This window comes from Haematospirillum sp. H4485, assembly GCF_012102745.1.
Lineage (GTDB): Bacteria > Pseudomonadota > Alphaproteobacteria > Rhodospirillales > Rhodospirillaceae > Haematospirillum.
Window position 1 is genome coordinate 33,998 of record NZ_JAAVSY010000015.1, and the last position, 26,705, is coordinate 60,702.

At 54.5% G+C, this 26,705-nt stretch carries 26 protein-coding genes; 13 read left to right on the top strand and 13 right to left on the bottom strand.

Features of this window, described 5'->3' with window-relative positions; genetic code table 11:
• Positions 1–25: 25 nt before the first annotated feature.
• The 3 genes from HEQ61_RS10050 to arfB all read right to left on the bottom strand — a co-directional run bounded on the left by HEQ61_RS10050 (position 26) and on the right by arfB (position 3,369).
• Positions 26–592: a glutathione peroxidase gene (locus HEQ61_RS10050; RefSeq protein ID WP_168021214.1), complete on the bottom strand. Its 567-nt coding sequence runs from the start codon at positions 590–592 to the stop codon at positions 26–28.
• 49 nt (positions 593–641) lie between these two features.
• A complete protein-coding gene (locus tag HEQ61_RS10055; protein ID WP_245183247.1) occupies positions 642–2,846 on the bottom strand; it encodes a heavy metal translocating P-type ATPase in 2,205 nt (734 codons plus the stop codon).
• Between the two features lie 106 nt (positions 2,847–2,952).
• Positions 2,953–3,369 (bottom strand): alternative ribosome rescue aminoacyl-tRNA hydrolase ArfB, encoded by a 417-nt coding sequence (gene arfB, locus HEQ61_RS10060; RefSeq protein WP_168021215.1) that lies wholly within the window; start codon positions 3,367–3,369, stop codon positions 2,953–2,955.
• A gap of 75 nt (positions 3,370–3,444) precedes the next feature.
• On the opposite strand from arfB, the gene HEQ61_RS10065 reads away from it, so the two are divergent.
• Together HEQ61_RS10065 and HEQ61_RS10070 are read left to right on the top strand one after the other, a co-directional pair.
• Positions 3,445–3,894 (top strand): YeeE/YedE family protein, encoded by a 450-nt coding sequence (locus tag HEQ61_RS10065; RefSeq protein ID WP_280730283.1) that lies wholly within the window; start codon positions 3,445–3,447, stop codon positions 3,892–3,894.
• A gap of 3 nt (positions 3,895–3,897) precedes the next feature.
• A complete protein-coding gene (locus HEQ61_RS10070; RefSeq protein WP_168021216.1) occupies positions 3,898–4,335 on the top strand; it encodes a DUF6691 family protein in 438 nt (145 codons plus the stop codon).
• Between the two features lie 2 nt (positions 4,336–4,337).
• Here HEQ61_RS10070 and HEQ61_RS10075 read toward each other — a convergent pair whose 3' ends face one another.
• Entirely contained in the window at positions 4,338–5,027 is a 690-nt protein-coding gene (locus tag HEQ61_RS10075; RefSeq protein ID WP_322099247.1) for a bifunctional 4-hydroxy-2-oxoglutarate aldolase/2-dehydro-3-deoxy-phosphogluconate aldolase, read from the bottom strand.
• Between the two features lie 277 nt (positions 5,028–5,304).
• On the opposite strand from HEQ61_RS10075, the gene zwf reads away from it, so the two are divergent.
• From zwf to edd, 3 genes are read left to right on the top strand one after another with little or no spacing between them, the layout of a single operon-like run.
• Entirely contained in the window at positions 5,305–6,825 is a 1,521-nt protein-coding gene (zwf, locus tag HEQ61_RS10080; RefSeq protein WP_168021251.1) for a glucose-6-phosphate dehydrogenase, read from the top strand.
• Entirely contained in the window at positions 6,822–7,535 is a 714-nt protein-coding gene (gene pgl, locus HEQ61_RS10085) for a 6-phosphogluconolactonase (RefSeq protein WP_168021217.1), read from the top strand. The genes zwf and pgl overlap by 4 nt, the downstream gene beginning before the upstream one ends.
• A 40-nt stretch (positions 7,536–7,575) precedes the next feature.
• Positions 7,576–9,396, top strand: coding sequence for a phosphogluconate dehydratase (edd, locus tag HEQ61_RS10090; RefSeq protein ID WP_415877259.1), 1,821 nt, complete (start codon positions 7,576–7,578; stop codon positions 9,394–9,396).
• Positions 9,397–9,416: 20 nt separating this feature from the next.
• On the opposite strand, the gene HEQ61_RS10095 is transcribed toward edd, so the two are convergent.
• Positions 9,417–11,567 carry a tetratricopeptide repeat protein gene (locus tag HEQ61_RS10095; protein ID WP_168021219.1) on the bottom strand — a complete coding sequence of 717 codons (2,151 nt, stop codon included), beginning with the start codon at positions 11,565–11,567 and terminating at the stop codon, positions 9,417–9,419.
• Between the two features lie 193 nt (positions 11,568–11,760).
• Here HEQ61_RS10095 and HEQ61_RS10100 point away from each other — a divergent pair, with 193 nt between their 5' ends.
• Together HEQ61_RS10100 and HEQ61_RS10105 are read left to right on the top strand one after the other, a co-directional pair.
• Positions 11,761–12,012 (top strand): hypothetical protein, encoded by a 252-nt coding sequence (locus HEQ61_RS10100; protein WP_168021221.1) that lies wholly within the window; start codon positions 11,761–11,763, stop codon positions 12,010–12,012.
• A gap of 11 nt (positions 12,013–12,023) precedes the next feature.
• Positions 12,024–12,686, top strand: a complete 663-nt coding sequence (locus HEQ61_RS10105; protein WP_168021223.1) for an ABC transporter ATP-binding protein — start codon at positions 12,024–12,026, stop codon at positions 12,684–12,686.
• Between the two features lie 17 nt (positions 12,687–12,703).
• On the opposite strand, the gene HEQ61_RS10110 is transcribed toward HEQ61_RS10105, so the two are convergent.
• Positions 12,704–13,999 carry an RsmB/NOP family class I SAM-dependent RNA methyltransferase gene (locus tag HEQ61_RS10110; RefSeq protein ID WP_168021225.1) on the bottom strand — a complete coding sequence of 432 codons (1,296 nt, stop codon included), beginning with the start codon at positions 13,997–13,999 and terminating at the stop codon, positions 12,704–12,706.
• Positions 14,000–14,281: 282 nt separating this feature from the next.
• Here HEQ61_RS10110 and HEQ61_RS10115 point away from each other — a divergent pair, with 282 nt between their 5' ends.
• The 6 genes from HEQ61_RS10115 (at position 14,282) to phoB (ending at position 20,457) form a co-directional block, all read left to right on the top strand.
• Complete coding sequence (locus HEQ61_RS10115) at positions 14,282–15,322, top strand: PstS family phosphate ABC transporter substrate-binding protein (protein ID WP_168021227.1); 1,041 nt, start codon at positions 14,282–14,284, stop codon at positions 15,320–15,322.
• A gap of 120 nt (positions 15,323–15,442) precedes the next feature.
• Positions 15,443–16,834 (top strand): phosphate ABC transporter permease subunit PstC, encoded by a 1,392-nt coding sequence (gene pstC / locus HEQ61_RS10120; RefSeq protein WP_168021229.1) that lies wholly within the window; start codon positions 15,443–15,445, stop codon positions 16,832–16,834.
• Positions 16,835–18,169 carry a phosphate ABC transporter permease PstA gene (pstA, locus tag HEQ61_RS10125; protein WP_168021230.1) on the top strand — a complete coding sequence of 445 codons (1,335 nt, stop codon included), beginning with the start codon at positions 16,835–16,837 and terminating at the stop codon, positions 18,167–18,169.
• Positions 18,170–18,181: 12 nt separating this feature from the next.
• Positions 18,182–18,988 carry a phosphate ABC transporter ATP-binding protein PstB gene (gene pstB, locus HEQ61_RS10130; RefSeq protein ID WP_245183252.1) on the top strand — a complete coding sequence of 269 codons (807 nt, stop codon included), beginning with the start codon at positions 18,182–18,184 and terminating at the stop codon, positions 18,986–18,988.
• A 34-nt stretch (positions 18,989–19,022) separates the two neighbouring features.
• Positions 19,023–19,763, top strand: coding sequence for a phosphate signaling complex protein PhoU (phoU, locus tag HEQ61_RS10135; RefSeq protein ID WP_168021232.1), 741 nt, complete (start codon positions 19,023–19,025; stop codon positions 19,761–19,763).
• Positions 19,764–19,767: 4 nt separating this feature from the next.
• On the top strand, positions 19,768–20,457 hold the full coding sequence (gene phoB, locus HEQ61_RS10140) for a phosphate regulon transcriptional regulator PhoB (protein ID WP_168021233.1): 690 nt from the start codon (positions 19,768–19,770) through the stop codon (positions 20,455–20,457).
• Positions 20,458–20,563: 106 nt separating this feature from the next.
• On the opposite strand, the gene HEQ61_RS10145 is transcribed toward phoB, so the two are convergent.
• The 7 genes from HEQ61_RS10145 to HEQ61_RS11325 form a co-directional block, all read right to left on the bottom strand.
• On the bottom strand, positions 20,564–20,836 hold the full coding sequence (locus HEQ61_RS10145) for a hypothetical protein (RefSeq protein WP_168021234.1): 273 nt from the start codon (positions 20,834–20,836) through the stop codon (positions 20,564–20,566).
• Between the two features lie 252 nt (positions 20,837–21,088).
• A complete protein-coding gene (locus HEQ61_RS10150) occupies positions 21,089–21,460 on the bottom strand; it encodes an AzlD domain-containing protein (protein WP_168021235.1) in 372 nt (123 codons plus the stop codon).
• The gene (locus HEQ61_RS10155; RefSeq protein ID WP_168021236.1) at positions 21,457–22,179 is read right to left on the bottom strand and encodes an AzlC family ABC transporter permease; all 723 of its coding nucleotides are present in this window, start codon (positions 22,177–22,179) and stop codon (positions 21,457–21,459) included. Before HEQ61_RS10155 ends, HEQ61_RS10150 begins: the two co-directional genes overlap by 4 nt.
• Positions 22,137–24,125, bottom strand: coding sequence for a methyltransferase domain-containing protein (locus HEQ61_RS10160; RefSeq protein ID WP_168021238.1), 1,989 nt, complete (start codon positions 24,123–24,125; stop codon positions 22,137–22,139). Before HEQ61_RS10160 ends, HEQ61_RS10155 begins: the two co-directional genes overlap by 43 nt.
• Before the next feature lie 278 nt (positions 24,126–24,403).
• Positions 24,404–25,174, bottom strand: a complete 771-nt coding sequence (locus HEQ61_RS10165) for an N-acetylmuramoyl-L-alanine amidase (protein ID WP_168021240.1) — start codon at positions 25,172–25,174, stop codon at positions 24,404–24,406.
• Positions 25,175–25,489: 315 nt separating this feature from the next.
• Entirely contained in the window at positions 25,490–25,945 is a 456-nt protein-coding gene (locus tag HEQ61_RS10170) for a hypothetical protein (RefSeq protein ID WP_168084788.1), read from the bottom strand.
• A partial coding sequence (locus HEQ61_RS11325; protein WP_322099248.1) for a phage tail protein occupies positions 25,942–26,705 on the bottom strand: 764 nt, incomplete at its 5' end. The genes HEQ61_RS10170 and HEQ61_RS11325, both read right to left, overlap by 4 nt.

Here is a 26,705-nt window from a genome sequence, read left to right on the forward strand (position 1 = left end):
TACTGTCATGCTCCCGCGTGGTGCTTTAATTTCGATCTGCGTTGTCCAAGGCCATTTCTATGGCGCCGGTAATTTTGGGATCATCCGGTTTTGTGGTTGGCAAAAACCAGTCCAGCAGGCGTCCGTCCGGACCAATCAGATATTTATGGAAATTCCAGCGCGGGATTCCCGCTGCTCCGGTTTGTTGCGCGGCCCATTGATAGAACGGATGGGCATTGTCGCCGCTGACAACGTTGCGTTCTGTCAGTGGAAACGAGACGTTAAAGGTTGTTTCACAGAAGGTCTTGATTTCAGGGTTACTGCCCGGTTCCTGTTCCCCGAAATCATTGGATGGCACGCCAATGACCACCAATCCTTTGCCACGGTCCTTGTACGTATTCCAGATTTTCTCCAGGCCCTCGTATTGGGGTGTGAATCCGCAGCGGGATGCCGTGTTGACAACAAGAACAACACGGCCCGCATAGGACTGCAATGGCATCGGGGTTCCGTCAATCGAAGTGAAGGTATAATCCCAAGCGCTGCCCTGCCCGGCCACGGCGTTTCCGCTTCCCAGAAACAGCCCCAGTATGGCTGAACATAATTTTCTGAACATGCGGCGTCCCCTGGATCATGATCCACCCCATTCCACGTTAACCTGTCTTTCAGACAGAAGCTACCTGGTTCTGTTTGTGGTGATGATGGGAATGGGGTTGGTTCTCGCCGGCCCCTTGGCTGCCATTCCGGATTGGTTGAAATCCAAGCAGACGCAGTGCATTCAATGTTACCAAGATGGTTGCGCCGGTATCGGCAAAGACGGCCATCCATAACGTGGTCGTGCCGGTCACTGCCCCGGCCAGGAAGAGAGTCTTCAGGCCAAGGGCAAGGGCAATGTTCTGCCAGATATTGCGTATGGTTGCCTTTGAGAGAGTCACGAGATCAACGATACCGCCAACACGATTTCCCAGCAGAGCTGCATCGGCCGTCTCCAGTGCAACATCGGTTCCGCTTCCCATGGCAACACCAACCGAGGCAACAGCCAAGGCCGGTGCATCATTGATCCCGTCGCCGACCATGGTAACCGGACCAATCCTTTCCAGCTCCCGTATTGTTTTTAGCTTGTCTTCAGGAAGAAGGTTAGCCTTTGCTTCGATCTCCAGTTCCTTGGCAATGACCGATGCTGTCTTGTGGCTATCCCCTGTGAGCATGACAACATGGATGCCGGCATCTTTTAATGATTTGATGGCTGATGCGGCATCAGGGCGCAGCTCGTCGCGTGCAGCAATCAGCCCAAGGACAGATTGCTCTCCATAAAGGATGGCAACTGTTTTCCCTTGGTCTTCCAGTGCTGCAACCTGATCCATAATGCTTGAGGGTATCCTTTTTTCTTCCAAGGGCATATGGGCTGATCCAATGGTCAGGCACCGTCCTTCAATGTTGCCCTGTACGCCGTGTCCGGGGAACACGGATATATTCCGGCTTTGCGGTATGGTCAGGTTTTCTTCTTTTGCTTGTTTGATGATGGCCGAAGCCAGCGGATGAGAAGACCCGGTTTCAAGGGATGCGGCCAAGCGCAGAATGCTTTCCTTGCTTTCTTGTACAGGAACCACATCTGTGATCTGTGGTGTACCGGAGGTCAGGGTTCCTGTCTTGTCAAAGGCGACCGTACGGGTTTTGCCGATGGCTTCCAGAACAGCGCCTCCCTTGAGCAGGAGCCCCTGCCGTGCGGCTGTTGATATGCCGGCAGCAACAGCGGCTGGTGTTGAAAGGACCAAGGCGCAGGGGCAGGCAATCAACAGCAGGGATAGGCCACGATAGATCCATGTCTCCCAGCTTTCTCCAAAGGCAAGCGGCGGAATTGTGATAACAATGCCTGCCAGCAGCATGGCCGCTGGTGTGTAGCGTGCCGAGAAACGATCAATAAGGCGTGCAAACGGAGCCTTGGTGCTGCGTGCTTCCTCCACCAGCTGGACGATCCGGGCAATCGTTGTGTCCTGTGCGGTTTTCTCGACCCGTATACGGACAGGGTTTCCGACATTAATGCTGCCAGCATAAACATCTGCATTATGCTTACGGATAACAGGAATAGATTCCCCGGTAATGGGAGATTGGTCAAAAAGTGACCCTTCGTCGGACATGATTCCATCTGCAGGAACGCGGTCACCTGTCCGGACCAAGACGATTTGTCCCGGCACAAGGCTGTGGGCCTGAATGATCTTGTGCGAGCCATCTTCTTCTACGATGGCAGTCTGCGGTATCAGGGCCACCAGATCACGGATGCTGCGTCTTGCCCTGTCTGCGGCCAGTCCTTCCAGAAGCTCGCCAATCGAGAACAGGAACACAACGGTTGCAGCTTCGCTGGCAGCACCAATAACAAGGGCACCGGTTGCAGCGACAGTCATCAGCATTTGAACCGAGAAGGGATTGCCTGCCCCGGCAAGGGAGAAGGCTTGGCGAACAAAGGGCAGGAGGCTGAGTGCGGCCGCAATTGTCCATGCTCTGTCTGCCAGTTCAGGGACGATCGTTCCCACAAGGGCAGCGGTTCCGACCAGTGCGCTGGTTATAGCCACAAGGTGAACGTTCCTGTTGTTTTTCCAGCTGTATGACGTTGGCTCCGTGCCAGGTTCCTGTGGCGTGACAAACATCCCGAGATTGCGTATTTCGGCCTCAATGTCTGACAGGGACGGGCCTTTGCCCTCCCAGCATGCAATGGTAACAGAGCTGTTGCTGAAGCTGACCTTTACGTCTTCAACATACGGAATACGTGTCAGGGTCCGTTCCAGTTCTCCCGCGCAACCCGGGCAGTCCATGCCTCCTACGCGTAACCGCATGATTTTCAGGTCTGCTCTGGAAGACGATATGGGAGACATGGCAGTATCCTTGGTAACAAGAAAGTTTGTTTCAACCTGTTATGCAGTCTCCAGTCGCTAGAGGTACAAGAGAAATCAAGGAAGCCTAGTGCGGTGTCCCGATGCTTCAGGGCACAATGCGCTCTCGCAATTTCTTGGTGTTGGCATGTTTTGTCTTGTGGTTCAACCGTCGCTCTTGAGACGTCCGTGACGGTTTTGTGGGGCGCCGGATTGCGCGTCGAACAGAAGCGGCGCGAATAAGTTCTATCAGGCGGTGCAGGGCATCGGCCCTGTTTCTTTCCCTGGTTCTGTAACGTTGTGCCGTAATAACCAGTTCGCCGCGACTGGTCAGCCGCTGGTCAGCCATGCCCAGGAGTCTGTTCTTCACGTAATCGGGCAGGGATGTTGAGTGGGCAATATCAAAACGCAGCTGGACCGCTGTTTCTACTTTGTTGACGTTCTGTCCACCCGGTCCTGTTGCCCGTATGAATGTTTCTTGTATTTCATCTTCATCAAGAGTGATGGATGATGTGATGATAATCATGGGGGTAATTCTGGCCTGACCGTACAATTATGCGATATCGCATAATAGGGGTAAGCCAGAGTCCAGGAAAGATTCTTGGGGGAGCTGGCTGTGGACTGGGAGCATTTCACGCCGTGGGAGTCTTTGATGGGTGGGGTCCTAATTGGGCTTGGCGCCTCTGTATTGTTGCTTTTCAGTGGTCGCATTGCCGGTATCAGCGGCATTATTGGCGGACTTCTGCCTCCCCGTCGGGGAGGCTTGGGCTGGAGAACAGCCTTTGTTGCAGGGCTTGTGTTTTCTGCCCTAGCAGCCGATTTATCTGGATATTCTCCTGATCCCCGGTTTTCCTCACAAAATCTTTTTCTTGTTCTTCTCGCCGGCCTTACGGTTGGTCTTGGATCGCGCCTTGGGTCTGGCTGTACCAGTGGTCATGGTGTCTGTGGTCTGGCTCGCTGCTCTATTCGCTCTGTGGTGGCCACAGCCTGTTTTATAGGAGCGGGTATGGCCGTTGTTTTTCTCCTGAATCCCATCGGGCGAGGGGGATGAAGCATGGCTTACCTTGCGCCCTGTCTGTCGGGCATACTCTTCGGGATCGGGCTTCTTTTATCAGGCATGGCCAACCCCGCCAAGGTGCAGGGCTTTCTTGACATTTTCCGGAATTGGGACCCATCGCTGGTCTTGGTTATGGTTGGAGCCATTGCGGTATCATGGCCTGCTTTCCGTTTTGTCGAGCGTAGGGGGGCCGGAGTGGCCGGCTGTGCCCTCTCCCTGCCGACAAAACGGGCTGTTGATATCCCTCTTGTTGTCGGAAGCCTTATATTCGGTGCTGGATGGGGCTTGGCCGGAATATGTCCAGGCCCGGCTCTTGTCCTGGCAGGCTACGGATTTACAGATGCTCTTTATTTTGTGTCAGCCATGCTGGTCGGCATGGTGCTCTTCGAGTTGGCCAGCTGGGTCAAGAAACATGGTATCAAGCGTTCCCCGTAGGGTCAGCTGGCCAACTCACTCCGGGCGTGTTCGCACGCGGCCATGATCTGTCTTGCAGCCTGCATGACGGCCTCGCGATCTCCCTTGCGTACCAAGACTTCGTCAACCAGTTTACCCCCGGCTCCTACACATATGGCACCGGCCTTGATCCATTCACCGATGCTGCTGGCGTCAACGCCGCCAGTTGGCATCATGGGGACGCCGGGGAAGACAGAACGCAAGGCTTTGAGGTGAGCCGGGCCAACGCTGGAGGCCGGAAAAATTTTGATAGCTGTGGCCCCGGCAGACAGCGCGCTTGCAACTTCGGTCGGGGTCAGGGTGCCCATCAGGCAGGCAATGCCGTGTTCGTTACATACAGCCCCGACCTCGGGTACGACCCAAGGTGATACGACATATCGTGCGCCCGCTGCAATTACGTCATGCGCAGCAGCGGCAGAGATCACTGTACCGGCTCCAATCAACAGGTCGGGGTACGCCACAGACAGCTTCCGGATCACGGAAATGGCATCCGGCGTTGTCATGGTTATTTCGAATGTCCTGATTCCGGCCTCGCGCAGCCATTCAACAGCGGTCAAGGCGAGATCCGGTGTGCTGGTCCGGATAACGGGTACAACGCCGAAGCCTGACAATTGGGCGATGATCTCGCTGGCCGGGATCAGTTTGGCAGCCATGTTCTGTGCGGGTATTGTCACGATTGGATCCTTGGTGTTCGGGTGCGGGCAGGGCATGACGATAGCCTGAGTGCTTGTTTACACAGCCAGTCAGATTGTGGCAAGGCGTTGGTTTTTCACCCTGACAGCATGCGTTGAGACAATTTCTTTTGCTCTTGTCGCGCAGTAATCCTACATTCACCCTCGGCAGGGCCGAGGCAAGAGCGGGTTCTGCTTGTGGTGCTGGATGTACGCAGGATGCAGAAATATGGCAAAAACAGGTTCAATCTGCCCCCCTAACGCAGACGTTTCTTCCGATATGGCCAGTTCGCGGTCTGGATTTGGTCAGACGTTGCGCAAACCAACGGTACCCGGTTTTGACTACGTTGTTGTTGGTGGTACGGGGGACCTGACATTCCGCAAGCTCCTGCCGTCACTCTACTATTGTCATCTCAATGGCCTGATTGATTCTGAGAGCCGGATTGTGGCATCGGCACGCTCAGCGCTTTCAACCGAATCCTATCGTGTCCGTGTGTCTGAAGCCCTGCAGCGTTATTTGCCTGAGGTAGATCTTGATCGTGCAGCTGTTGCCTCTTTTCTGGACCGGATTGCATACGTAGAACTTGATGCAGCCGGCGAGGCTGGCTGGGCAGGGCTGGTATCATTGTTGGCCGACAGCACCAACAGCATTCGGGTTTTTTATCTGGCGACATCACCGGACCTTTTTGGGCCTGTCTGCCGGAATCTCCACCGGGCAGGGCTTGTAACGCAGGATTCCCGCGTGGTGCTTGAGAAGCCGATTGGCCGCGATCTCGAATCCGCCCTTGCCATCAATCATGATGTCGGAGCTGTTTTCGACGAGCGGGCGATTTTCCGTATTGATCATTATCTGGGCAAGGAGGCGGTTCAGAACCTGCTGGCCCTGCGCTTTGCCAATGCCTTGTTCGAGCCTCTCTGGAACAGCCGCTTTATTGACCATGTCCAGATCACGGTTGCAGAAACTGTCGGGCTGGAGGGGCGCAGCGGGTATTATGAGCGGGCAGGGGCTCTGCGTGATATGGTGCAGAACCATTTGCTGCAAGTTCTCTGTCTGGTTGCCATGGATCCGCCAGCCCGGATGAGCGATGAGGCTGTGCGTGACGAGAAGCTCAAGGTCTTGCGTGCCCTGGCTCCGATTGAAGGCAAGGATGTGTTGACCCGCACCATTCGTGGTCAATATGCTGCGGGTGCAATTGGCGGTGTTGCTGTACCGGGCTATCTGGAAGAACCGGGTGTGGATGCCGACAGCCGGACGGAAACCTTTGTGAGCCTGAAGGCCGAGGTTCATAACTGGCGTTGGGGGGGGATGCCCTTCTATCTGCGTACCGGAAAACGGTTGGCCGTGAAGACGTCCGAAATTGTCATACAGTTTCGCCCTGTTCCGCATTCGATATTCCCGGGGGCAGCCGGGCGTGACCTGCAGCCGAACCGTCTTGTCGTGCGCGTGCAGCCCAATGAGGGGATCAAGCTGCACATGATGACCAAGGAGCCGGGACCGGGTGGAATGCGCTTCCGCGAGACGCCCCTGAACCTGAGTTACTCCGATGTCTTCAAGCAGAGAACGCCGGATGCTTACGAGCGTTTGCTTCTGGACGTCGTGCGCGGCAACCCTACCCTGTTCATGCGGCGTGATGAGGTTGAAGCCGCTTGGCAATGGATTGAGCCCATTCTCGATGGCTGGGCCCGCCATGACATGGTTCCCCGTCCTTATGCAGCGGGCACGTGGGGGCCTTCTGCGTCTGTTGCAATGATTGAACGCGATCTAAGATCTTGGCATGACGATGCGGAGATGCACCGATGAGCAACACCATGACTTCAGCTTTGGCTGTTTTTCCGGACGCAATGTCATTGGCTGAATCAGCGGCTTCGTTGGTGGCTGATGCGCTGATCGATGCTGTTTCGGCCCGTGGCCGGGCTTCTTTGGTTGTGCCTGGGGGGCGTACGCCGGCACAGTTCCTGTCGTGCCTTGCTACGGCCGTTTTGCCATGGGATCGTGTGTCTGTCACGTTGACAGACGAGCGTTGGGTCGGTCTTGATGATGCCGGCAGCAACGAGGCCATGGTCCGTCGCAGTTTCCTGAAAGCGTCTGCCCGGTGTGCACACCTGGTTCCTCTTTATACCGGGGAAAGCTCCCCAGCTGAGGGCATTGCATCGGTAGACCGTGCCCTTGGGGCTTTTGATGATGCCTTTGATATGGTTGTCTTGGGTATGGGAGAAGATGGTCATATTGCGTCTCTCTTCCCCGGTGAGCCGACATGGCCACATCCGGCTGAAGGCATCGCCGCAGGCCAGTTTTGCGTCCCTGCAATGGGTATTCTTGGTGGTCCGGAGCGGATCTCGCTCACGCTCGGGCGTCTGGTGAATGCCCGTTCTGTTGTTGTGCTTGCAACAGGGGAAACCAAACGGCGCCTGTGGGAAGATATGGAGGCGGGTGGTCCGTCAGCTTCCTTGCCGATTGGTGCCCTGCAGGCCAGTGTGCGTTGTCCGTTGACGGTCCTTTGGTGCCCTTGACACATATGGTTCTGGTGTTGTTTCAGAGGACGTTATGACTATCCATCCTGGTATTGCTTCTGTTACCCGGCGTATTGCCGAACGCAGTCGGGAAACTCGCCGTGCTTATTTGCAGCGCCTGCGTGCCGCCCGGGGTGTTTCCCGTCCCGGACGCATGGAGCTTGGCTGCAGCAACTTTGCCCATGGCGTTGCGGCTTGCGAGTCCCATCAGAAGCAGGTTCTGATGGCACCAGAGGCTCCGGGTATCGGCATTGTGACGTCATACAACGATATGCTGTCTGCCCATCAACCCTTTGAGACCTATCCGCAGATTCTGCGTGCGGCTGTTGCGTCAGCCGGTGGGTTCGCCCAGGTTGCCGGTGGGGTTCCCGCAATGTGTGACGGGATTACCCAAGGGCGGGCGGGTATGGAACTCTCCTTGTTCAGTCGGGATGTCATTGCCATGGCCACGGCGGTGGCATTGTCGCATGATATGTTTGACGGTGCCTTGTTGCTTGGGGTTTGTGACAAGATTGTGCCCGGACTGGTAACCGGTGCTTTGTGCTTTGGCCATCTGCCAATGATTTTTGTACCGGCAGGTCCTATGCCTTCCGGCATTTCCAATGCAGAAAAAGCCAAGGTCAGGCAGGAGTTTGCTGCGGGCCGCGTCGGGCGCGATGAACTGCTGGCTGCGGAAATGGCTGCTTATCATGCACCGGGGACCTGTACGTTCTATGGCACGGCCAACTCAAATCAGATGCTGATGGAGATTATGGGCCTGCATTTACCTGGTGCTTCGTTTGTTGCCCCGGGAACAGCGCTGCGACATGCCCTGACGGAAGAGGCCGGACGGCGCGTAACTGCTATGGCCCGTGGTGAGGAAACGGCTCCGATTGGCGAAATAATCGACGAGAGAGTTATCACCAATGCCCTGATTGGTCTGCTTGCGACAGGTGGATCTACAAACCACACCCTGCATCTTGTTGCTATGGCCCGTGCTGCCGGGCTTATTCTGGACTGGCAGGATTATTCCGACCTGTCTGCCATTATTCCTCTTCTGGCCAAGGTTTATCCGAATGGAGAGGCAGATGTGAATGCCTTCCATGAGGCAGGTGGAATGGCGTTCTTGATCCGGGAGCTACTTCAAAATGGGATGCTGTATGGGGATGTCATGACGGTTGCCGGCCCTGGTCTTGAGCGCTATACGCGGACTCCTGCACTCCGGGATGGTGCTCTGGCTTATGTGGATCTTGCCCGTGACAGCGCTGATCCGGCTGTGTTAACAACAGTTGGGCGTCCCTTTGCCCCGGATGGGGGATTGAAAGTACTGTCGGGGAATTTGGGACGCGCTGTTATCAAGACATCGGCTGTCAAGCCTGAGAACCGTGTTGTTGAGGCTCCATGCCGTGTTTTTGATTCCCAGGAGGCGATGCTACAAGCATTCCAGGCTGGTGAGTTGAACCGTGATGTTGTGTGCGTTGTCCGTTTTCAGGGGCCCAAGGCCAATGGCATGCCCGAGTTGCACAAGCTGACCCCGCCGCTGGGGGTTCTTCAGGACCTTGGATACAAGGTTGCGCTGGTAACCGACGGGCGTATGTCCGGGGCATCGGGCAAAGTTCCGGCCGCCATTCACGTAACGCCCGAAGCGCTGGACTCAGGTATGATCGGATATGTCCAGGATGGCGATATCATTCGGCTGGATGCGGTAGCCGGTGTTCTGGAGCTTAAGGTTGAGCCATCTCTTCTGCATGCCCGCTCAATTCCATCTGCCCCTGTGGATCAGCGTTTTGGTACCGGGCGTGAACTGTTTGCACCCTTCAGACAGTTGGCTGGTGGCGCGGAAGAGGGGGCGGGTATATTCCGTTTTGACGGGCGTGCCTGAGCCTGCCTTGTGAATTAGCTTCAGACGTTGCTGGGAGCTGTACGGAGGTATTGCTCCCAGCTTCTGAGGAATTCTGTTTCTATGATCCAAAGAAAGAGTCGCTGTAATTCATCTCCATGTCGTTTTTCACACTCTTGATCGTACAATCTTTGCCTTGCTAGCTTTTCTGGATCCGATACCAGCCCACAGGCCAGTCTGACATAATCATCCAGATCTTTGGCATGGATAGGATTATTGTATTCTTCTGTATTATCACCTTCATACAGGTGCACAATCTTGATCCCCATTGCCATGAGAAGTTTGATTGTTGTACCGCCGCGATAGTGCAGGGGGTCGAGAACAACATCGATGCCTCGACAGAATGTAATCCAATCTTTTAGGGGCATTTCCTCGCGCAGGTCTATCCGATCAACAGGACAGCTATCGGCAGCGAAGTCGTGCAGAATGACTTTCCGTGTTTCCGGGTTGTCTGCTCCTGGAGCAATGACGGTTAAGCGTGCCGTTGGACATGCATCAAGGATGCGTCCCCACAAGCGCCGGGTTTCAGAATCAACCTTCAGATATTTGTTGACGGAGCCAAACAGTGGCCACCCCCGTTGCAGCATAGGAAGGGGGCTCGGGCACCAGCACTCTTTTGGTGCATTAATTTCGGATGGTCCTGCTTGATCCCACAGACGTTCCACGCTGTATTTCTGCTCGTCGGTCCTTTTGGGGGGATTGCCGTAGAGAGGACGGCTGTCAACCCGGGTTAGTCCGGTTGTTCCGGGATAACCGATCATGCTGACTTGCAGGGGTGCCGGCTTCCAAGCAAACAGTGGCAGTATGTTACCCGCAGTATGACCCGCAAGATCCACCAAAATATCAATATTGTGCCTTTGTATCAAACGTGCAGCTTTTTCAGGGTCTTGTGGCAGAGTGTACCACTGGTCCGTCATCTTTCTCAGTCGTTGGGTTGTCTCATCACTCCGGCGTGGAATGTGGAACCCAACAATTTCAAACTTTGAGCGATCATGTCGTATAAAGAGCGGTTCTACGAACAAGCTGATGGCATGGTGGCAGAAATCAGGTGAAACATACCCGATACGCAGACGCTTTTTGGGACCTGCTGCCATGTGGTGGGGGAGGGGCGTGATCTGCCGTTCCCAGAACTGTCCAAAATTACGGTGATCTTGGAACACATCTTCGGGGCTTGTTTTGTTGTCATGCAGACTGAGGAACAGGGCATTGCTCCACAGTTGCCAGTCAAGGGGTCGCAGCTCTGCTGCACGTTTCCATGCCAGCCTAGCCTGTGTGGTATGGCCGAAGTGTGCCTCGATTTCACCTGTCAACGCGCACGTCTGCCACGTCTCGCCCACTTTTCTGATCAGTGTTTTGGCCTGCGCACGGGCGCCGTCAAGGTTGCCTTCCTTTGCTTCCAGCCGGGCAAGCCGCATCAGAGCCTCCGGCGTATCCGGCGCTTTTTGAAGATAGAGGCGTAGATGAGCAATGGCTCCGACCGTGTCACCATGTGTTGCTGCAAGCTCGGCATCAAGGCGCTCGCACAGGGGATGATCAGGCATCAGTATGCTGATTGTACCGCGCAAGGAGGATGCTTCCTGTATCCGTCCCACGTCAATCAGCCCCAGACACAGGTGGAAGAGTGCCTCCTGACATGGATGGGCAGCATGGAGTGCCTCTTCCCAGGCTTTGATGGCGTCTTCCTTGTGTCCTTCCTCGTGATGGATATTGCCAATGTTGAACCAGGCATGACCACTGCCGGGATCCAGGGCCAGGACATGATTGTAGTGTGTGATGGCAGCATCTGTTTGTCCGGTCTTGCGCAAAGCCATGGCCAGTGAAAAATGAGCGGCAGCATTCTCTGGGTGGTGTTGCAGGTATGTTTCCAGCATGGATATGGCCTGTTCCGGCTTCTGGAGCGTCAGCAGAAGCTCGCCGGCTTCGTATCCCAAGACAGGATGGGTTGGGGCATCCTGCGCTGCACCTACCAACCAAGGGAGTGCTTGTTCCTGTTGCCCTGACCCGGACAGGAGCAGGCCGAAAAGGCGTCGCCCCTCTATGTGCCGTGGCTCCTTGTCTATCAACGTTGTCAGGTATTGCAGGGCTTCCTGGTGTCGCTGTTTCTCCAACGCGGTGACAACAGATTGGAACAGGGAATCCTGCAAGGAAGTCATCGGTTCTTGTTCCACGTATTGTTGGCGGGTAAGGCATTTCTCTTGTGAAGGATTCCACCTGTTTTGTGGTGGGGCAAGTCTGTTGTGGGTGGAGGTATCTGTGCTCGCCACAGCACTGCCATTTTTTGATAATACGGTAACTAAGTGCTGTGCTTTATTTAGAGACGTTTCTTTATGGGGCTTGGGGCAGGCGATGACCGGCCGACTGGAGCTGGCGCGGCATAACGACAGCATTTTGACAATTCCCCTTGGAGCCTTCTGGGAAACAACCGGAGGCAACTGGGTCTTTGTTGTCGACGGATCCACGGCCACCCGCAGGGATATCAAGGTTGGCCGCCGGACGGTTGATGCCGTGGAAGTGCTTGAGGGGCTTGCAGAGGGAGAGCGCATCATAACATCAAGTTATCAAGGTTTTGGCGACTACCGGAACCTGACCCTGAACTAGGAAGCAGCAGCATGATACGATTGAAAAACGTCGGAAAGACCTATCGGACGTCGGAGATGGAAACCCGGGCCCTGACAAATGTGAACCTGGATATTGCAGGTGGTGAGTTTGTTTCGATTATGGGGCCTTCAGGCTCGGGAAAATCGACCTTGCTCAGCATTCTCGGGCTTCTGAATACCCCGAGTGAGGGGATGATCCAGTTCGGGAACACGACGATCAGCAAAGAACGTGACAGCCTGCTGACGGAACTGCGCCGGAAACACATCGGGTTTGTATTTCAGGCATTCAACCTGATCCCGCACCTCAGTATCGAACGGAATGTGGAACTGGGGTTGGTCTATCGGGGTGTCGGGAAGGCAGAACGCCGCAAGCGCAGTCTGGATGTACTGAAAGCTGTGGGGCTGGAGGCCCGCGCCAAACATTACCCGGCCCAGTTGTCGGGTGGACAGCAGCAAAGAGCTGCCATTGCACGAGCCCTTGTGGGGGACCCTTCCATTATTCTGGCTGACGAGCCAACCGGAAATCTCGACAGTCAGAATGGCGAACAAATTCTCGATATGCTGCAGGGCATAGTCGCCAGCGGCAAGACAGTCGTGATGGTCACACACGATGAACGGCAGGCACAACGGGCACACAGGACAATCTCGATGAAGGACGGTCGTATTGTCCTGTAAGTGCTGTTATGAGGATTTCAGGCTTCCAGTTTTCTCAGCCGTGCCGCAAAGAATCCGTCCATTCCGCCGTTCTCACTGTTGTGGAAAGGCATGGTTCGCAACCAGCCTTCCGGCGTGATCAGGGCGCTTAACCCTCCTATCTCTTGGGCGGTAACGGGGACACCCTCTACAGGTAGGCCCGCTGACAGGGCATGCACGACACGCTCTTCCCCTTCAGCTTTTTGCAGGGAGCATGTGCAGTATACAACAAGCCCCCCGGGGCGAACCATGTCAACCGCAGCACGCAGCAATTCTGTTTGCGTTGCGACCAAGTTCTGCACATCATCAGGCCGCTTATGGCGGGCAACATCCGGATGACGGCGGATGGTGCCGGTTGCCGAGCAGGGGGCATCCAGCAATACACCATCAACCAGTGTTTCCGGCTTCCATTGGGTTGCATCCGCATCGACAAGCGTTGCGCTCAATCCCAGTCGTTCCAGGTTACTGGCAACCCGACGAAGACGGCGTGCTGATCGGTCAACCGCGGTGACTGTAGCCCCGGCAGAAGCCAACTGCATGGTCTTTCCACCCGGTGCAGCGCAGAGATCAATGATTGTCTTGTCACGGACATCACCCAGTAAACGGGCGGGCAGCGAGGCGGCTGCATCCTGTATCCACCATTGGCCTTCATTGAAGCCTGGCAGGTCAGCAACATTGCCACCCATGGTACGCCTCAGGGTACCAAACGGCAGAACGGTCGCCTCCAGTCGCTCTGCCCATACGGCCTGATCCTGGTCCGGACGGAGTGTAATATCCAAGGGAGCTTCAGACAGGTGTGCAAGCCCAATCTGGCGGGCTGTTTCTTCTCCCCATGTCTTGCTCCAATTCTGCCAGAGCCACTTGGGTGTATTGAAGCGTGGAGCGTCGACAGAGTCTGAAATACGGGACCCATCTCTGGATATGCGGCGTAGGACTGCATTTGTCAGGCCGGCATAAGGCGCGAAACGCCCGCGTTTGACCAGCTCGACCGATGTATCCACCACGGCGTGGACCGGGGTCTCCAGAAACAGAAGCTGAGCTGCCCCCAAGCGGAGTACATCCCGTACCGTAGCTAGTTTGGACGGCATGGGTTTGTCCAGGCACTGATTGATGACAAGGTCAATCTGCCCCAGGCGCCGCAATGTTGTGGCAACAAGCATGCGGACAAAGGCCCGGTCTCTTGATTCAAGAGCCTGGCTGAGCGCATCGGCCTGTTCATCAAGGGGACGGCTGTCTCTCAGGACAGCTTGGAACACGGCCAAGGCAACAGAGCGATTTTTCGGTAAGTCAGTCATGGTGCGCACCATGACCAACCCTGCGGCAGAATCAAGTGCTATTTGCGAGAAAGTACATTGTTTTTGTACAGCTGTGAAATGCCCCGGCGTTCCCCACGGCCCGGATATTCATATTAATTCATTGATATTAAATAGTTAAATAATCTTTAACAAAACTGTCATGATCCTGTCATGAATATGACGCGGACAGGCGCTATAGTGGGGCAGGTCCGGTGATACCAATAAAAACAGGCTGTTGCTGATACCGGGCCTTGCGTTTTGGGTGTATTTCAGGAGGCTCCTGTGAGTTCTGGAAAACGTGCTCTGGTTGCTGCGGCTGTAGCCTTGACAACCTTGTCCGGTACAGCTTTTGCTCGCGACCAGATCCGCATTGTCGGATCATCCACGGTTTATCCCTTTTCGACGGTTGTGGCCGAAAACTTTGGCAAAAGGAGCCATTTCAAAACACCGATCATAGAGGCGACGGGGTCCGGTGGTGGTTTCAAGTTGTTTTGTGCGGGGCTTGGCCCATCGCATCCTGATATCACCAATTCCTCGCGCCGGATCAAGCGATCCGAGATAGATGCCTGTGCCCGCAATGGCGTTACAGACATTGTCGAGGTCAAGATTGGCTATGATGGCATTGTACTGGCCAACTCCAAGGCTTCCGCCCCTTTGTCCGCAACCCGTGAACAGCTGTTTCTTGCCTTGGCGCGGGATGTTCCGGTCAAGGGAGCTTGGGTCGCCAATCCGTACAAGATGTGGTCTGATATTGATCCTGCCCTTCCTGCAAAACCCATAGAGGTTCTGGGGCCACCGCCAACATCGGGGACCAGGGATGCTTTCGTTGAGCTCGTCATGGATGTGGCATGCGAGAAGCTACCAGAAACCCACGCCCTGAAGGCAGCTGGTCGTGATGTCAAAGCGGCTTGTCAGGCGCTGCGTGAGGATGGTGCCTATATCGAGGCCGGGGAGAATGATAACTTGATTGTCCAGAAGCTGGGAGCTAATCCAGATGCCTTTGGTATTTTCGGGTATTCGTTCCTGGAAGAGAATGGGGACAAGGTACAGGGTGCCCGGATTGATGGCCAGATACCAACGTTTGAAAATATTGCGTCTGGTACTTATCCGGTCAGCCGTCCTCTTCAGTTCTATGTGAAGAAGGCCCACGTCGGCACCATTCCCGGGATCGAGGCTTTTCTCAAGGAGTTTACATCCGAGAAGGCATGGGGCCCTGAAGGGTATCTGAGTGACAAGGGACTGGTTCCGATGCCTGATGTAGAGCGCGCACGCTGGGCTGCCTCGGTTATGTCTTTGACCAAGCTCGACATCAGCAGTTTCTGAAAGTAACAAGGCGAAAGCCGTTTGCGGGTATGTTCACTTGTTCCCGGTGATACTCTGTGGCAGAGAGTAGACCTTCGGGGCTATCGGTCAATGTGCCCGCAAACGGCAAACAAGGCTTCCATGCAAATATTCATACTGGTTCTCATTATCTTCCTGCTGTCCTTGAGCAGTTTCTGGCTTGGGCGCCGACGTTCCCTTCGCCTGGTCAGTGGGGAAACCCGCAGACTACACAGTCTGCCTGTGTACTATGGTCTTTATGTGGCGTTATGGGTTGGTATCCCCGCACTGCTCTTGCTTCTCGCGTGGTTCTTTGCGGAAGACAAGGTCGTAACCAGCCTTGTTCTGGCGGAAATGTCGCCGGATATCTTGGCCGGTGCCAGTGGCCCCGATCCGGCCCGCGTGAGTCTGGTCTTGAATGATATTCGCAATATTGTCTCAGGTGCTTCTGCGTTCTCGCCTGTCCCCGAGATTCAGTCCGCAGCCCTGCGTTATGCTTTCCTCAAGCAGATAAGCTTTGCACTGGTTATTCTGGTCTCGCTTGCCACAGGGGTTATCAGCGGCTTTCTTGCGCTCAGATGGGTTACGCCCCTGTTCCGTGCGCGCAATCGCGTTGAGAATGCCGTAAAGGCTTTTATGATTGGTTGTTCGGTCATTGCGATCCTGACCACGGTGGGTATTGTCCTGTCACTTTTGGTTGAGAGCTGGCGGTTTTTTGGCCATGTGGACCCTGTTGATTTTCTCTTTGGGCTGGAGTGGAGTCCTCAGACCGCCATGCGTGCGGATCAGGCCGGTTCATCGGGAAGCTTTGGCGCTGTTCCTCTGTTTGCCGGCACTTTGCTGATTTCATTGATCGCAATGTTGGTGGCGGTCCCTGTGGGTTTGATGGCTGCCATTTATATGTCGGAGTATGCACCAGCTCGCGTTCGTGGTGTGGTCAAGCCCGTCTTGGAAATCTTGGCAGGCATTCCCACGGTTGTGTACGGATTTTTTGCAGCGTTGACTGTTGCGCCTCTTTTTCGTGGGATCGGGCAGGACATCGGCCTGACCATTTCATCGGAAAGTGCCTTGGCTGCCGGGATCGTGATGGGAATCATGATCGTCCCCTTTGTGTCCTCGCTTTCGGATGACGTGATTACAGCCGTGCCACGTGCCATGCGCGAGGGGTCTTATGGTTTGGGAGCGACACGTTCGGAAACCATCCGGCGCGTGTTGTTGCCGGCAGCATTGCCCGGTATTGTCGGCGGAATTCTGCTGGCTGTATCCCGCGCCATTGGTGAAACCATGATTGTTGTGATGGCTGCGGGTCTGTCTGCCAATCTGACGGCCAATCCTTTCGAGGCCGTGACGACCGTGACGGTGCAGATTGTGACACTTCTGGTCGGTGATCAGGAGTTTGACAGTCCCAAGACCCTTGCGGCCTTTGCTCTTGGACTGGTCCTGTTTGTCATGACCCTTGCCCTGAATGTTGTTGCCCTTCACGTGGTACGCAAGTACCGGGAACAGTACGAGTAGATGAGTATGTCCAACACTGTACCTGATCAGGGTGTTTCCATGGGGCGCAGGCTGCCACAACACCGCATTGCCGATGTTGTCAATGCTGGCCTGCGTCGTCGCTATGCTGCTGAGATGCGTTTCCGCCTTTGTGGCTTGATGGCCGTTGCCGTGTCATTGGTCATGTTGGGGGTCCTGTTTTCCAGTATCTTGGGATCTGGTCTCGGGGCCTTCCAGCAAACCAGGATATCCTTGGACATTACGTTTGATGCACCTGTGATTGATCCGGATGGGGCCCTTGATATCGCGGCTTTGTCTGACGCGGATTATGACGCCTTGGTCAAGACCGCTTTGCGGGATCTTTTCCCGGATGTTCAGGCCCGCCGTGACCGACGTGAGTTGTATTCGCTTGTCTCAACCGGTGCAGCTTACCAGCTTCGTGATATGGTTCTGGCAGATCCGCTGCTGATCGGGAAGACGGTGCGCGTTGATGTTCTGGCCTCTGCTGATATGGATATGCTGGCCAAAGGCAATATCGCCCGTGATATTCCTGAAAGTGCCCGCCGGGTTAGTGATCAGGAAATAGCTTGGTTTGATCACTTGTCGAATACGGGCCGTATCGCGCGGGTTTTCAATCAGACGCTTTTCACGGCCGGTGACAGCAGGCAACCGGAACTGGCGGGGATTCGGGGTGCCTTGATTGGCTCCCTTCTGACCCTTGCGGTGACGTTGGCTCTCAGCTTTCCTGTCGGGGTTGGTACGGCGATTTATCTTGAAGAGTTTGCTCCGCGTAATCGCTGGACAGACTTGATTGAGGTGAACATCAACAATCTGGCCGCTGTTCCTTCTATCGTGTTCGGCTTGTTGGGGCTTGCTGTATTTCTTCAGGTTTTCGGTCTGCCGCGTTCAGCTCCCTTGGCAGGGGGTCTGGTTCTGACGCTGATGACCTTGCCCACCATCATTATTGCAGCGCGTACAGCTCTGAAGTCTGTTCCGCCCTCTATTCGAGAGGCGGCGCTGGGGATGGGGGCGTCAAAATTGCAGATGATCTTCCATCATGTCTTGCCTTTGGCTATGCCGGGCATGCTGACTGGTACCATTATCGGGATGGCACAGGCATTGGGTGAGACCGCGCCTCTTTTGATGATCGGGATGGTGGCCTTTGTGGCCGATGTTCCGGGCTGGATCACGGATCCGTCCACAGTTCTGCCTGTTCAGATCTATCTTTGGGCCGACAGCCCCGAACGGGCATTTGTAGAGCGGACATCTGCAGCTATTATCGTTTTGCTTGGCTTCTTGATTGTCATGAATGCAGCTGCGGTTTTGCTGCGCAAGAAATTTGAAAGACGTTGGTAGGTTATGGCTGACATGATTGAAAACCATATAACATCAGGTTCTCCCTTGGCCTTGGAGGGGGAGGTGGCCAAGGTTGCGGCCCGTGATGCTCATGTTTTTTACGGAGACAAGCATGCCATCAATGGGGTGAGCCTTGACATCCGTGAAAACGAGGTCACGGCTTTTATTGGCCCTTCGGGCTGCGGAAAATCAACATTCCTGCGGACCCTGAACAGGATGAATGATACGATTGACGGGTGTCGGGTCTCGGGTTTGATTACCCTTGACGGTGAAGATGTCTATGATCGTCGTGTTGATGTTGTGCAGCTGCGGGCCCGTGTCGGCATGGTGTTCCAGAAGCCTAACCCCTTTCCGAAATCAATATATGAGAACGTAGCCTATGGTCCGCGCATTCATGGTTTGGCGGGAACGCGCGACGAACTGGATGGAATTGTGCTTGCCAGTCTGGAGCGTGCGGGTCTGCTGAATGAAGTCAAGGATCGCCTTGATTCACCAGGAACCGGGTTGTCGGGGGGGCAACAGCAGCGCCTGTGTATTGCCCGTGCTATTGCTGTCAGTCCTGAAGTGATCCTTATGGATGAGCCATGTTCGGCCCTGGATCCCATTGCGACAGCGAAGATTGAGGAATTGATCGATGAGCTGCGTGAGAACTTTACCATCGTTATTGTGACCCATTCCATGCAGCAGGCAGCCCGTGTGTCACAGCGAACGGCCTTCTTTCATCTGGGTACCTTGGTTGAATGTAACGATACCGAACAGGTCTTTACCAATCCGGTACACAAGTTGACGCAAGGTTATATTACAGGCCGCTTTGGTTGATAGACCACGGTATCCACAGTGCGGGGAAACAGCTATGTCCGGTACCGAGATGCACACAGTTCGCTCTTTTGAAGACGAACTGAACCAATTATCCGATATTATTTTGCGGATGGGTGGGATGGCCGAGGCGCAGCTTACGGCGGCGGTTCAGGCTCTTGTCCGGCGAGATTCTCCGGCAGCGACAGGTATTATTGTTGCAGATCATCGTATTGATGCCCTGGAGCAGGATATCCACGCGCTTGCGGTTCGTATCCTGGCACTGCGCCAGCCCATGGCCGATGACCTGAGGGCCATTGTCAGCGCCCTGAAAATCTCAGCCGACCTGGAGCGGATTGGGGATTATGCAGCCAATGTTGCCAAGCGAGTTCTGGTCATCAACCAATTGCCGCCTGTTCCGGCCTTGGCCTCTATTCCCCTGATGGGGCGTCTGGTGCAGGAAATTATCAAGGAAGTTCTTGACGCCTATGTCGAGCGGGATGTCGAGAAAGCTTTGGGCGTATGGCACCGGGATCAGGAGGTTGACGAGCTTCATACCAGTATGTTCCGGGAACTGGTATCTCTGATGATGGAAGATCCTCGCAATATAACAGCGTGCACGCACCTTATGTTTGTTGCCAAAAACATAGAGCGGATCGGGGACCATGCGACGAACATTGCCGAAACCGTGCATTTCCTGACTGTGGGGCGCGTGTTGCCCATGGCACGGCCCAAGGGCGATCAGACTGGTGAATTTATAGCCCCGGTTCAGTCTTCTGGTTCTTCCCGGGACACATAGGGCAATGAAGTTCCGGATTATGATTGTCGAGGATGAACCTTCTCTTGTGACCATGCTGCGCTACAATCTTGAGAAGGAAGGATATGCCGTTGACGAATCCTATGACGGGGAACAGGCTGTGACGGCTATTCGTGCCGGTCTGCCTGATCTTGTCCTTCTGGACTGGATGTTGCCTGGACTATCGGGTCTGGAAGTGTGTCGTCGTTTGCGCCGCCGCCCGGAAACAGCACATATTCCGGTTATCATGATTACGGCCCGTGGGGAAGAAGCCGACAAAATACGTGGTCTTGATACGGGAGCTGATGATTATCTGACCAAGCCATTCTCTGTGCCCGAGCTTCTGGCACGGACCAAAGCGCTTTTACGGCGGGCACAACCGGCTCGCAGCCGCGATACCTTGTCGTATGGTGATGTGGTGATGGACCTTGTCTCACTGCGGGTGGAACGATCAGGGCAGCCTGTTCATCTGGGACCGACTGAATTTCGTTTGTTGCGCTTCCTGATGGAAAACCCCGGATGTGTATTCTCGCGTGAAGAGCTTCTGAACCGGATATGGGGGCAAGATATTCATGTCGAGGTCAGGACAGTAGACGTTCACATTCGACGCTTGCGCAAGGCCTTGGACAAGGGGAACGGAGTGAATCTGATCCGTACGGTGCGATCGGCCGGTTATGCGCTTGACGAGCGTGAGTGATTGTTCCCCTGATGCCTCTACTCAAGAACAGGACACAGCAGCATCCATGATTGCGTCCCACAAGGGTGTTGCTGTGCCCTGCGAATGATTTCCTGAGTGTACTACATTATTGTATATCAATACGCCAGCACACATCAGCGCCTGAGAACTCTGCGGTGCCGACAAGTACGGTGTCTGCCGCTTCATCTATATCATCCGGATAGCCGAAGATTTCATATAGATAGTCATCAGACTCTATGTCAGAGCCATCCAGAACAATGCGGTTTTCGATATCAAATGCTGATCCTACAGATGCTGCCTGTGCTTCGTATTCGCTATAAGCTGTGGCATCAATTTTAGCTGCTGTTGGAAGATACCTCTGTGTCATTTTCTCCTCCATTAATGACAGGATGCTCTTTTCCCTGTTCTTGATACAGGTAAAATGAGGTTTGGCGACTCTACGCCTCTTAAAATTATATGTACAGCTATAAATTTTATGCTTTATGTATCATCGCTATATGATGGTTCTGTTTTTCGTGAGTGGTACAGTCATGCCGTGTACGTCCCGCATAGAATCCACGTGTATTCGCGCGATGTTCATGACCTCAACATCTCTACGTATGCGTTCATTAGTCTCATGCTAGATCCTTATTCAGGGCAACAAGCTGTATAGGGCTTCTCCATGCATAGGAACCGTCAAGCACGCAAGAAATGCAAGTACACCTGCAAGAACAGCCAGTCCAGCCTCACGCCATCGCAGGACAGTTGCTAAGGTTACGACCATGCTGAAGACAAAAATCCAGTGCCGTTCTCCGTCAATCGTATTCTGGAAGGCGGGTGTAATGGTAACAGCAGCTAGGGCGGCCAGCAGGACAGATCCAAGAACAGGCAAGCGCCGTCCGAGAGGGGATGTCGGCTGCAAGATCGAAATGTTGCGCCATACAAAGGGCAATGCCCTGCTGCCGTATGTTAGGACTGCAATGATGGCGATAGCAAGCCATAGCTGATTGTTTGTCCAGCTCATTTTCTTACCCAGGTGCTTAACGCACCTGCCCCTGTACCCAAGAGTATTCCTGCTGCTGTATAATCCAGCCAAGCGGCTGTACCAGCGATTACGGCTGATATCATCATCGGGCCTGCGGAATTTCGCGATACATTCAAAACTGTAATAGCCAGAAACAAAGCGGGAAGAGCAAAGCTCATTGCCTCTGCCACCGGCGGGGCCAAGGACTCAAGCGCAGCCCCCAGACAAGCCCCCGCAGCCGTTCCACCAACCCATGCGACATAAGATCCCAATGTCAGTCCTGCAAGCCATCGACTGCGCAGTTCAGCATCTACACGATGTGAACCGTTCATAGCTGTGGCAAAGACTTCATCGGTCAGGCCGAAAGCCAGCAGCATATGAGTTCGGTGACTGGCAGGTATTCTGGGCGCCAGTATGGACCCATATAGAAGGTGACGGGCATTGAGGGCGGTGCAAAGTGCAATGACAAGTGTAATGGATGCATCCGATGTCAGGGCAGCGAGAATCAGGAACTGACTCGCGCCTGCAAAAACAAGTACAGAGATGCAGGTTGTGACAACGGGTTCAATCCCTGCAGCTGTTCCTGCCGTACCAAAAGCCATGGCAACCGGCAGGTAGCCAACCACAACAGGAAGAGATGCCCGCCCTCCACGCACCCAGGCGTGATCATATCCCGTCATTGCTTGCGGAATGTGAAGAGATGTGTTCCTGCGTCCCATTCTCCGTTCCCCTGTGTTTTGTACAGCCGTTGATGATGAACACAGCTGAGACCTTCTGCGTCAGCAAGTGCGACAAGGCGTTGTGCGTATGTTTTTTGTTCAACTTCGTAGTCAAGGCCTGCGACCAGAGCCTGCAGTTCCAGAATGTGGAAGCGATAGAAAGCCATAAGCGGGTGACTGACCGGTTCCGGAAGGGCTATTTTGTCCACGATTCTGAAAAGATCCCGTACATACGATAAAGCACCGGACAGCCGCGCAGTTGCCAAGGACAAGCAAACTGGTACGTGCCGGCGGAATGCACGGACAACCTCACCTTCTTCCGGAGACAGAAGAGCGTACGGAATTGGGACCAGCGTGTCAGCAATATAGTAAAGGTGATGCGCAACCAGATTGAGCTGTCGCTCCTCAACCGTTCTGAACGGGGCTATCATTTCGTCGCTTACAACAAACGATGCACCCTCGGCCAGGGTATCGGCTGTTGCGCGGAAGAACAGGGCTGTATCCAGATGGTGTGACGCGCCCACAGATATAGCAGCGTCAAAGACAGGCCCTGTATTTTCAAAGCTGTCAATGCCGCATTGTAACATGGTAACGCCGGAATGACCCGAGAAGCGCTTTTGCAGGTGCCGGAAAGCAGTTTCGCTGGGATCAAGAGCTGTAACCTGTAGATCCGGCATCAGCTGTAGAAGCATCTCCAAAGGCAGGCCCGGGCCAGTTCCTATATCCAGAAGACGGGCGCGTGGAGAAACTCCTGCGGCCCGGAGAGCGCCGGCCAGTGCCAGAACCTGACGGGCATAAGCGGGGTGGACCAGTTCGTAGGCTTCGTATGCATCAACATCAATTCGATCCTCAAACAAGATGCCGCGCCCTGTCCGTGGTCTTGACCGAATAGCCGGATCCTTGCACGAAATACCGCATGGGGTTGAGGGAAGGTCGTGCAAAGTCAGTGCCTCTGCCGCCAGGGCTGCGTGCAGGGTTGGACCTGTTCCTGCAATCTGCATCAACTCCGCTCTTGTTATAGGATCAAGGTGAGGGGAGGTGGTGTTGTCTGCTGCCATCTGAGCCAGACGGTATGCCGTGTCCCATGCCGTGTGGCTGCTGTCCTTGTCGAGGGGGCTCAACCGTTTCCCCCGCCATAATACGCATAGCCCCGGAAGAGGGTGTTGCAGGACATGAACCTGCAAGGCAGGGCTTCCCTTCTTTCTTCTGTGTTCAAGAACGTATTGTTCCAGATTTTCGATGGCATCATCCTGATCGAGCGGGCACCCGGTAAAGAGGATCCGCCGCATGTCCACGCCGTTCTGTACCTCGATATGGGCCCGTTCAAGCAACTTACCGACAATGCGCCAGTCCTCACCGTTATCCGGCCATGGCAGGCTGACATCAAAAACGGTCGGAGCATCGTGTTTATGTTCCGGATAGATAACGGTAACCGAGGCCCGTACCGCATTGCTTCCGGAGCGGTATATGTGGGGGCCATCAGCGCGGAAGCGGAGACTCTGGCCCGGGATCAGGCGTGAAGGGGACTCCCGTGGGCCAGCGGTTAGAACACCGCTCAGCACGGTTATCTGCTCTTCCACCCCATCTGGATGCCCGCCGGCATAACGTGTTGCAGAAGGGCAAAGGTCCATAAGGTACGCTTCGATAATACGCGGGGTATCCTGGCGATCTATCAGCGTGACCTGAACCCCGTTCTCGGAAACGGCAACCGGATGCTCCGTACTCTGTAACAGACATCCAAAGGAAACCCCCAGTGCATTGGCCAGGCGGGATACAAGCTCGATCGTGGGCGTTTGTTTGCCCCATTCAATGCCTGAAAGAATGGAATCTGCGACACCGCTGCTTTCGGCAAGACCTCCAAGCGTCATGCCTCGTTCGTTCCGGGCGGTAGTCAGGTTACGGGCCAAGGCAGCGCTGGTTGCGGGCGACGGAGATCCTTCGTTCACCGGATATTTCCTTTTGGTTGGGTGGTTAAAAGAGCATTCGATCTTCCATTATATGTAGAAGTACATATGATCCCCCATTAATGTGATTGTATGTTAACTGTTAATCGACTGTATTTATTATTATTTTATTATGTTAACGCCATGTTTTGTTTTCTTCTCTGAATTGTCAACGTATGTCATTTCTGTCTATAGTGTTCTGTAATGGGTTGTTTCTGGACAAAAAAAAGAGGCCCCGTCCTTACGGATCAGGGCCGCCCTATCTGTAGGCAGTGCCTTATTTAGGCAGGAAAGTACTTATCGACCAAAGCGTACAGGATTGCTGCGGTTTCAACATCCAGTGCCCCGTCATAATTGCTTTGACGGAAATGCAGTTGCAGGCTGCGCACCAAGTTGCGGAAACCACTGTCTGTTCCAGCTTCAGACGTGTCGTAGCCGTATTTCTTGAATTTGCCAATGACACTGTTCCGGTCCGGTATTCCCCCTGCCGTAAACTGTGCCATGTACTTCTGCTTGGTTTCGTCGTTGTGCCAGGCACCTATGCCGCTTTGATACAGGGCTTCCCAAGGGAAGGCTGCGCCGGGATCGCTCTTTCGTCCTGGTGCAATGTCGGAATGACCAATCACATTGGTGGGGGTGATATCCGGATAGCGCTCCAGGATATTAAGGGCCAGCTGTTTGACAGCCTCAATCTGTTCCGGGTTGTAGGGCGGGAATGTGAAGCGTCCGCCGTTGTCACTGGCAAGGTTGACGATTTCGATCCCGATGGCAGTGTCGTTCAGATTGGAACGTCCTGCCCATGCGCTGCGCCCGGCGTGCCAAGCGCGTTCCTGCTCGTCCACCAGATTGAAGATCCGCATATCGTTGAAGCCCGCAGCCTTGTATGTCGGGTCGGTCGGATCGGGAACCAGGTAGTGTGCGCTGACATTTTTGCCGGTCAATGCGCGTGCTGATGCGGCAAAATCAACAGCCGTATAATGCATGACCAGAAAACGGACCCTACGATTGAATCCCGCAACAGAGCGGTAAGAGTTATAATCTATGGGATACATGTAAGATTTCCTTGCAATAAATAATAAAATGCTATGCAGCGTTTCGTGTATATGGCACAGGGCTGCCTCTTTCTGACACACCTTTGCCTGTGTTTCTGATCTTGTTGTTCCCGGCATTAAACAACGGGTATTCCTGCCATTCATAACGAGAGACCAGTACATTGTTTATTATATAGAAAAATGGCTTAAGTTCGTCATAAAGTTTTCAAAAATATGTTTTGTCTTTTCCGTTGCAGACGAAGAAAAAGGACCGCCTTACGGGAAGGCAGTCCTGCTGGATCTTGTGTTCAGGTGTTCTTGTAAGAGTCTGTCGCGTTAATGCCCGCCCGGTGGTTCCTGTGGCCAGTATTTATCGGCGTAGTAATCGTCGGGGATGGGGTCTGTGGCCTCCAGGCTATCGCACCGGGTACGGATAGCGGCGCGGAGGGCAGTCACTGACTCAGGGACAGCTTTGCCGGTTTCCATCTGGCGGATAATGTACCAGTCGGTCCTGAAAAGGTGGTTCCAAGCTATGCCCTTGACCATGGCGGCTGTGGGGGGATTGATTGTTATTGGTTCTTCTTTCGGAATGGCCTCAATCACCCAGGCATCCTGATCCCAGCGGGCTTGTTCCCCATCGGCAAGGGCAGGCGGCGGAACGGTGACACACCCGGCGGGGATCAGCCAGTTATCGGGTGAAAGTGGATCGCGGTGGCTGTCATCAAGAATGGCTTCACCAACATAAATGTCGTTGATTGTACGATAGACTGTGTAGGGCACCATAAACCTCATCTGAAGCGGATGCAGGGGAGAAGGGCGACGTTGCGGGGGCGGGCATGCCAAAAATAGGATGGTCCGCCATGACCATTTAGCGAGTAGTGATTAGGAAGGCGGGAGGAGCCTGATAGGCCGTGCGCGATAGAGCCGTGACCGTCGTACGCATCCCACGTTGCTGATGCAGGCTGGCTATTTCCATTTTGCTGGTAAGGTACAACAACATCGTTTCCGTCATCGAATGCCATTTGAGAACCACGTTGCCACGACCCGAACGTCCGCCTCGGATCCACGCCCCTTCCTCCATCCCATCCGCGCAGGAATTCACCGCGCAGGTCTGGCAGGGAGAAGGTTGTTCGGCCATCACCACTTCCGAACGTGGTTCCGATCACTGCGAACAGTTGTGCATAGTCTGTTCGTGACAATGTTTGTCCATTGCATACTAGGTAAAATGGCGGCGGTGTCCGCCCAGCATGCATGATCACGCTGCCCACCGGGGCTGGGAATGCCTGGGCCAGCGCCGCAGGCGTAACTGCCTTTTCCGTGTTCGTCCCGGCCTTGATTTCATCCGCTGTTGCCAGCCGGACGATGCCAAGGGTGCTTTCGGTGGCCGCTCCCACCTGATCCCTTATGTTTTTTGCGGTTTGGGTTATAGTGCCCTCGATCTGTGCCTTGAGGGCAGCATCGGCGGCGGCGAAGGCTTGCTTCAGGTCGGCCTTGACGGTTGCGGCCTTGTCGTCCACGGCCCGACGCAGACCTGCCGGCGTGACCGCACGGG

Coding starts and splice junctions, on each gene's coding strand:
- HEQ61_RS10105 (WP_168021223.1), top strand. CDS start 12,024: ATGATACGATTGAAAAACGTCGGAAAGACCTATCGGACGTCGGAGATG.
- HEQ61_RS10145 (WP_168021234.1), bottom strand. CDS start 20,836: ATGGAGGAGAAAATGACACAGAGGTATCTTCCAACAGCAGCTAAAATT.
- HEQ61_RS10050 (WP_168021214.1), bottom strand. CDS start 592: ATGTTCAGAAAATTATGTTCAGCCATACTGGGGCTGTTTCTGGGAAGC.
- HEQ61_RS10055 (WP_245183247.1), bottom strand. CDS start 2,846: ATGTCTCCCATATCGTCTTCCAGAGCAGACCTGAAAATCATGCGGTTA.
- HEQ61_RS10155 (WP_168021236.1), bottom strand. CDS start 22,179: ATGGGACGCAGGAACACATCTCTTCACATTCCGCAAGCAATGACGGGA.
- arfB (WP_168021215.1), bottom strand. CDS start 3,369: ATGATTATCATCACATCATCCATCACTCTTGATGAAGATGAAATACAA.
- phoB (WP_168021233.1), top strand. CDS start 19,768: ATGAAGTTCCGGATTATGATTGTCGAGGATGAACCTTCTCTTGTGACC.
- pstC (WP_168021229.1), top strand. CDS start 15,443: ATGCAAATATTCATACTGGTTCTCATTATCTTCCTGCTGTCCTTGAGC.
- HEQ61_RS10095 (WP_168021219.1), bottom strand. CDS start 11,567: ATGACTTCCTTGCAGGATTCCCTGTTCCAATCTGTTGTCACCGCGTTG.
- HEQ61_RS10110 (WP_168021225.1), bottom strand. CDS start 13,999: ATGACTGACTTACCGAAAAATCGCTCTGTTGCCTTGGCCGTGTTCCAA.
- HEQ61_RS10150 (WP_168021235.1), bottom strand. CDS start 21,460: ATGAGCTGGACAAACAATCAGCTATGGCTTGCTATCGCCATCATTGCA.
- HEQ61_RS10070 (WP_168021216.1), top strand. CDS start 3,898: ATGGCTTACCTTGCGCCCTGTCTGTCGGGCATACTCTTCGGGATCGGG.
- pgl (WP_168021217.1), top strand. CDS start 6,822: ATGAGCAACACCATGACTTCAGCTTTGGCTGTTTTTCCGGACGCAATG.
- HEQ61_RS10165 (WP_168021240.1), bottom strand. CDS start 25,174: ATGTATCCCATAGATTATAACTCTTACCGCTCTGTTGCGGGATTCAAT.
- HEQ61_RS10170 (WP_168084788.1), bottom strand. CDS start 25,945: ATGAGGTTTATGGTGCCCTACACAGTCTATCGTACAATCAACGACATT.
- pstA (WP_168021230.1), top strand. CDS start 16,835: ATGAGTATGTCCAACACTGTACCTGATCAGGGTGTTTCCATGGGGCGC.
- HEQ61_RS10100 (WP_168021221.1), top strand. CDS start 11,761: ATGACCGGCCGACTGGAGCTGGCGCGGCATAACGACAGCATTTTGACA.
- pstB (WP_245183252.1), top strand. CDS start 18,182: ATGATTGAAAACCATATAACATCAGGTTCTCCCTTGGCCTTGGAGGGG.
- zwf (WP_168021251.1), top strand. CDS start 5,305: ATGGCCAGTTCGCGGTCTGGATTTGGTCAGACGTTGCGCAAACCAACG.
- phoU (WP_168021232.1), top strand. CDS start 19,023: ATGTCCGGTACCGAGATGCACACAGTTCGCTCTTTTGAAGACGAACTG.